This is a genomic window from Aporhodopirellula sallentina SM41 (assembly GCF_000346505.1).
In the GTDB taxonomy this organism is placed as follows: domain Bacteria; phylum Planctomycetota; class Planctomycetia; order Pirellulales; family Pirellulaceae; genus Rhodopirellula; species Rhodopirellula sallentina.
In genome coordinates this window covers 1-6,141 of the sequence record NZ_ANOH01000365.1, presented here as the reverse complement: position 1 = coordinate 6,141, position 6,141 = coordinate 1, and the positions used below count along the sequence as shown (strand labels likewise).

General features: G+C 52.5%; 5 protein-coding genes. 3 read left to right on the top strand and 2 right to left on the bottom strand.

Annotated features, from left to right (window positions below):
* The coding region (locus tag RSSM_RS24135) for a glycosyltransferase (protein WP_044303510.1) at positions 1 to 431 on the bottom strand (431 nt) is incomplete at its 3' end.
* 541 nt (positions 432 to 972) lie between these two features.
* On the opposite strand from RSSM_RS24135, the gene RSSM_RS24130 reads away from it, so the two are divergent.
* From RSSM_RS24130 to RSSM_RS31930, 3 genes are all read left to right on the top strand, one after another.
* Positions 973 to 1,911 (top strand): hypothetical protein, encoded by a 939-nt coding sequence (locus RSSM_RS24130; protein WP_144060084.1) that lies wholly within the window; start codon positions 973 to 975, stop codon positions 1,909 to 1,911.
* A 7-nt stretch (positions 1,912 to 1,918) separates the two neighbouring features.
* A complete protein-coding gene (locus RSSM_RS24125) occupies positions 1,919 to 2,866 on the top strand; it encodes a ThiF family adenylyltransferase (protein ID WP_008685679.1) in 948 nt (315 codons plus the stop codon).
* Between the two features lie 98 nt (positions 2,867 to 2,964).
* Positions 2,965 to 3,885 (top strand): class I SAM-dependent methyltransferase, encoded by a 921-nt coding sequence (locus RSSM_RS31930; RefSeq protein WP_008685676.1) that lies wholly within the window; start codon positions 2,965 to 2,967, stop codon positions 3,883 to 3,885.
* 63 nt (positions 3,886 to 3,948) lie between these two features.
* On the opposite strand, the gene RSSM_RS24115 is transcribed toward RSSM_RS31930, so the two are convergent.
* Positions 3,949 to 4,851, bottom strand: coding sequence for a hypothetical protein (locus tag RSSM_RS24115; RefSeq protein ID WP_008685673.1), 903 nt, complete (start codon positions 4,849 to 4,851; stop codon positions 3,949 to 3,951).
* Positions 4,852 to 6,141: the final 1,290 nt, after the last annotated feature.

The window sequence follows — 6,141 nt, the reverse complement described above, 5'->3', positions numbered from 1 at the left end:
CCGATAAAGTAGTAAAGTGGCGTCTTCCACGTCTTTTGAACCCAGCCGTGAACGGTCGTGACCATCTGCATCGGATGTTTGCGGCCGAGCATCAGTCCAAGCAGATTGCTTTTGTAGTCGTGTCCGTGCCAGATCGCAGGTTGATAACGCTCGATTAACTCGCGAAGTCGCGTAACGATCTTGAAATCCGTGATGCCAAAATCATCGACCGCTTCCAGCGGCGCGCTGCGGACCGCCGCACGTTTGCTGATCACCGAAAACCCATTGTCACGTGGATCACGCAAATAAACACAGACGGACCGATATCCCAATTCGTTCAAAAACCGAGGAGAGTTTAATATCGTTTTATCCGGCCCGCCGCCCGTGCCGCTGACGACTCGCACGTGCATCACCAGGGGTGCATCCTCAATCGACGCAGAATTCGATTTCATCACAATCAAGTGTCACTCATCTCTTGGTGTAATGGCACGCAAAATGAAACATTGAGAAGGAGGTTCGATCTCGTGAAGTATGGCCGCTAACGTAGCTAAGACTTGAATGGTCAACATCAGACGACCTTTTGGGCCACTCAGAATCGTCCGAATCGCGACAATCGCAAAATTTGGACCTGTTGCGTTGAGTCTACTCAATCGGATTAGGTTATCAGGCCGATATTAAAGCAACATGCTGCATTGTGTTGTAGCGTTTCGGGTTCGGAACCCACCTTACCGAAATTGCGATGTTTTTCTCATGTTTTCATCTTCAATAAGCACGAACTCGATACATTGCGACACATTCCCACTGATCTCGTCCGAATTCGAGTGCGGAAGTTTCTGCAAGGAAATCGATTCAGACGTATTCAAATCCCTGATCGAAGCTGCCTGCTCCGCTCCTTCTGCCGACAACAATCAACCATGGAAGTTTAGTACGTCCAACAGCGGAATTGATGTTTACTGCGATTTGAGGAGGCGACTGCCGTCCGATGTCGACGGCATGTTTGATCTGCTTTCACTCGGAGCGGTCATCGAGAACATCTGCCTGAGCCTTGCCCGCATTTCTCAAGGGGCACGTGTTCGTCTCGCTGATGCAAACAATGACTCGTTCTCGCAAGCAGATGAGCCTATTCGACACGTCGCGACAATCGAATTCACCGACCAAACAGCGGAAAACAGCGAACATGGCCTAGCCGACTTCATCGCAAGCCGCTGCACAACGCGAACGCCTTTCTCGTCAGCAATCATTCCGTCTGACCAGCTCGCCCAAATTTCTTCGGCTGCGATTTGTGACCCGCAGATCCATCTACATTGGGAAAACGAACCTGCCCGAATCCGAAAGGTCGCTTCGATGATCGCGTTGTCCGACAGCCTCCGATTTCGGTATCGCGACTTCCACGAAGAGTTGCATCGCCAGTTGCGTTTGACCCGAAACCATGCCGAACAAACACGCGATGGGTTGGACTATCGCACGCTCGGCTTACCACCTGGAGCCAAATGTGTACTGCGACTACTGCGCCCTTGGAGAACGATGGCCTTCCTGAACCAACTCGGAATGGCGAGCCTCCTGTCACTTCCATCTATCCGTCTGGTGCGTTGCAGCGGTGCGATCGGGTTTGTCTTCGTGAAAGATCGAACGCCCGAATCCATGATTGCCGGCGGACGTGCCCTGCAGCGAATTTGGCTGCAAGCGACAAAAATGAATCTGGCGTTTCAGCCGCTAGGTAGCTTGCCAATCTTTCTCGCCAACGAATCCATGCCACGCGAACTGCAGCCAACTGTGGACCGTGTCCGCGCGAAGGCGGATGCTTTACTTCCCTCCACGGAAGGATTCCTGCAGATGGCATTTCGAATTGGCAACACCAAACACAGCACCAACACGCGTTCCCTGCGACGGACTGCAGAAGAAGTGACTTTCCTGGCAAATCCAACCAAGTGATCCATCCATGTCAACGCATTCCCTAGACGTTTTCGCGTCACCGCACGCGTCACCCGTGCCAGTTGTGGTTCCGACAAACGGTCACCCTACCGGCTGGACGTACGAAGAAGCCTTCGGCCGCAACACTGGCTTGATCTCCAAAGAGGACCAACAAAAACTGCGAGAGTGTCGCGTGGCGATTCCCGGGATGGGCGGCGTGGGAGGCGTGCACTTGGTGACGCTCGCTAGACTCGGTGTCGGAGCTTTCAGTATCGCCGATCGCGATGAATTCAGCGTCGCCAACTTCAATCGCCAGTACGGAGCCAAACTCCAGTCCGTGGGCGCGCGCAAGGCACAAACGATGGCGGCGAACGCGAGGGCGATCAATCCAGATCTTGACCTCAGCGTGATATCCGATCGTGTGACGCAAGACAATGTCGATCAATTTCTGTCCGAAGCCGACGTCTTGATCGACGGCGTGGACTTCTTCTCGATCGAAGCGAGACGCATGATTTTTCGTGAAGCGCGTCGACGCGGGATTTGGGCGATCACAGCCGGCCCAGTTGGATTCAGCACCGCTTGGCTCGTTTTCGATCCCGACGGAATGAGCTTCGACGAATACTTTGACCTGAACGATGACATGAGCAAAGTAGATCAGCTGCTTGCCTTCGCTGTTGGCCTCACCCCTAAGGCGACACAGACATCGTACATGGACATCTCCAAAGTCGACCTTAAATCCGGTGCGGCGCCGTCGCTCGGATTGGCGTGTCAGCTAGCTAGCGGAGTTGCCACAGCTGAACTGACCAAGATCGTCACGGGCAAGGGAAAAATCCTCGCTGCGCCGCACTACCAGCAATTTGACACTCACCAAATGAAATTCGTGCAAGGAAAACTAAGGTTTGGCAATCGAGGTCCCATCCAAAAGCTTAAACGTCGATTCCTCAAAACGGTGTGCGCCCGCAACGGCATCATCTGATACCCCAACAAACTGCCCGTGCGGTACCTACTCCCCCGCATTCCCCGCCAATTGAAAATTGGCCCCTGAGTAATTACTTTCAACAAAGAATCCGAGACATGCCTTCCGCACTTCAGCTCATTCCCTTGGTGATCAACCAGAGTCTCGGCCCGCAGATCCTCAATCGAACACCAGAACCAGACCATCAAGTCGTCACGGACAAGCAAAACAGCGTGTCCGAGTATGACCAAGTGATGAAAACCAAGCTTGCGATTTCATACGCAGTTGCGACAGAGGCGATCTACCGCACACGTCTGCGTTCCATCAGCAGCGCACTCGATATTGCATGTGGGCCCGGTCATCTGTCCATCAATATGGCGCGTGACCTGGAGATTGACGAACTGACCGGAATCGATCTCTCAAAAACGATGATCGAAACGGCCTCAGCAAATGCACGCAGTCAGGAGATCGGAAGCGTTCGATTCCAACAAGGCGATGCCACACAGCTGAAGTTCCAAGACTCCACCTTTGACCTGTGCACGATGATGGACGCGATCCATCACCTACCGTCGCTGGACGTGGTCTCAAAATCATTGAACGAAATGGAGCGTGTAACCAAACCCGACGGCCACATCGTGGTAATGGACCTCGTTCGTCTTCGCACGCGTGAACTCACAGAAAGATACGTGAAATTAGTTGGTAGCGAATACGCCGATCTTGGGCTGAAAGATTTCTATGATCAGTTCCAGGACTCAATGCACGCGGCCTGGACGCCGGATGAGCTCGCCTCAACCGTTCCGGCCGATAGTCACCGCAACTGGATACAAATCGTCCCTCGAGGTCTTCCGTTTGCTCAATTCTTGTTTGGCTTGCCTGTGGGCCAGAATGACGTGTTCCAACGGGCAGGAAGTCCTTGGAAAACGCCACCCGTCCGACTCGAAGATATTTCGGAGTATCGCCTAGCCAGCATGGGGATTCATCTCGGAACAAAGAAGCGAATCATGCCAGCCAGCCGAGCATCTTCTTGCCCAGTGCAATAAAAGAACCGCCGCAACTTAGTGCTGCGACGGTTCCAAAATTGTTCTTACAGAGTAGCCAGAAAGCTATGCCTTCTTATTGCGGCGACGCCGAGCGGCACCAGCAGCACCGAGCAACACGCCCCAAACTGCCAATGAAGCTGGCTCAGGAACAGGGTTGACATTTAAGCTAGTCGCGTCCGTGATTAAGTAATCACTCGGCGTCGTGCTCTGTGCTGACTTCAATGTTCCTTCCAGAGTTACCTGGTGAAAGTTGCCACGTACACCTTCTTGGGTTGGCAAGAAAATGACACCTGCTAGTCCTGGTTGCGTTAGGACACTGAAGCCGCCATCTTCAACAGCAAACCTTCTATTTGCACCCGTAGGCAGCTCGGAAAAGTCAACCTCGCCACTCGAGTCAGCGTCTGTACCAAAATCGGTTCTCGCAAACAGGAAGTCATCCGAACTGCCAAAACCAAGGGTACCTTCCAACGTATAGTTCGCACCGGCCAATTCAGCCAATGCGTCCGCGTAGTTTTTCGACAACGGATTAGTAGAATCAACCCCCGAGTAGATCTCAATCATTGTCACACCGTCTAGCAAGCCCGTTCCATTGAGCGTCGCCCCTTTCTCGCCAACGCCGGCTTCGGTAACCGCCGCGTTAACGATAGCTCCAAGCTCATAGTCGATGATTCCGCTACCAGGAAACAGAGTCGACGTACCGGTGACTTCAAATCCAAAGTGCGCAATGACATGCTGATTGGCCCCTAGAACATTGCCAGAGGGAATTTCGCCGAGACGCAAGAAACCGGCGATAATATCCCCATCTGAGATCGATCCACTGCCATCTTCATCCAGCACGAATGAGACACTTTCATCAACCCAAGTGTCGGGAAAACCGTCGGAGTCTATCAGTGAACCAAGGAGACCAGCCTGCGCCGGCACCGCAAACACTGCCAACGCAGCAACGCATAAAAGTTTACGTAACATTCTTCTACCTTATTTTAAAACCAAAAACTGTAATGTGAAAAGAAACTGTTGAGTTTCATCACACTAAGAAGGTTTCAAAATCCCGTCCGAGAGCGGACAGTCAGGTAGGACTGAATTAGCAAACGCAAGCGTTCCCGACAACTTTGGCATCGCTAAATCAACGAGGCAGGAGCACGACAAAGCATGTCCTCCCGATTGAACGACAGTTGCGGCAACACCGCCTAGATCGTCGTCTCCGTCGCTGTTCACAAAATAATGGTTCGTTGAATCGTCGTTCGATGAGACAACCCAATCTGACAACTCACTCTTTGAATTGGAGCTTGGTGAAACGGCAACTCCCCCTTCATGCTGCACAATCACACCCGCATTGGCGCAGGTTGCACCAATCAGAATGGTAATGACGGCGAGAAAGCGAATGGGAGCCATGGGGTGAATACTAACAGCCGACCGGGGGGACAGCAAGTGAATACGTGAGAAAAATCCGATTATTCGGAAATGGTGCGTCAAACCGCCCAACGCAAAAGTTTTGAGGAACGCCCAGAACCCAGTTGCGGTCCTGCTATCAAACACGATCTGATAAAAGAGCCTTGGTCAACCAATACGCAGAATTCCGTGGAAATTATTCACGCTTTGGCGTTGGCTACCCCATCCGCGTTCCCCGGTCGAACGTCTGAGACTTTCGGCTGTCGCAATCTCGTGGACAACCAAAAACGCTACCGAGCTGTTAATTTGCGAGAATCCGGCGTAGCGGCTTGCCGATTAGTGAGCCGAGACGCGTAAGCGACCGGGCGAGACTGGTCCCCTGGTGCCTCAGCACATCGCTCATTTAGGTCCGTCTTTTGGAGACTGATAGCATGATCGAGTCGCGGTTGGTGCGCGTCTCGGAGACTCGCCTACATAAAAAATCACCTAAATGAAGACAAAGCAGGTAGCGCTGTCCTCACCACGCGAGGCTCACCGTTGTTTTCCAGCAAGGGATTCTGATGCCCGAATCACGTCCGCTTCGTGTTCGGAAAACAACAAAAGCAGAGATGCCGACCTAGCCAGATTTCACCCGGTTCTCGCCTGGACACTTACCCAAGCGGTTCAGCAGGAATAGCCATAGAGTACGCACAATAGCCTGCGCAGTAGGAGTTCGCCGGAATTTCCGTTCCCAAAAGGATTGCTGGCGAAATCCACTACGGCAAGTCAAACCAGATCACTCGTTTTGGCGTGCCTAGCAATTGTTGGGCAAGATTGCTGGCAAAAATGGAAAAGCCCATAGCAACGCCTCCAACCCGTCATCTACAT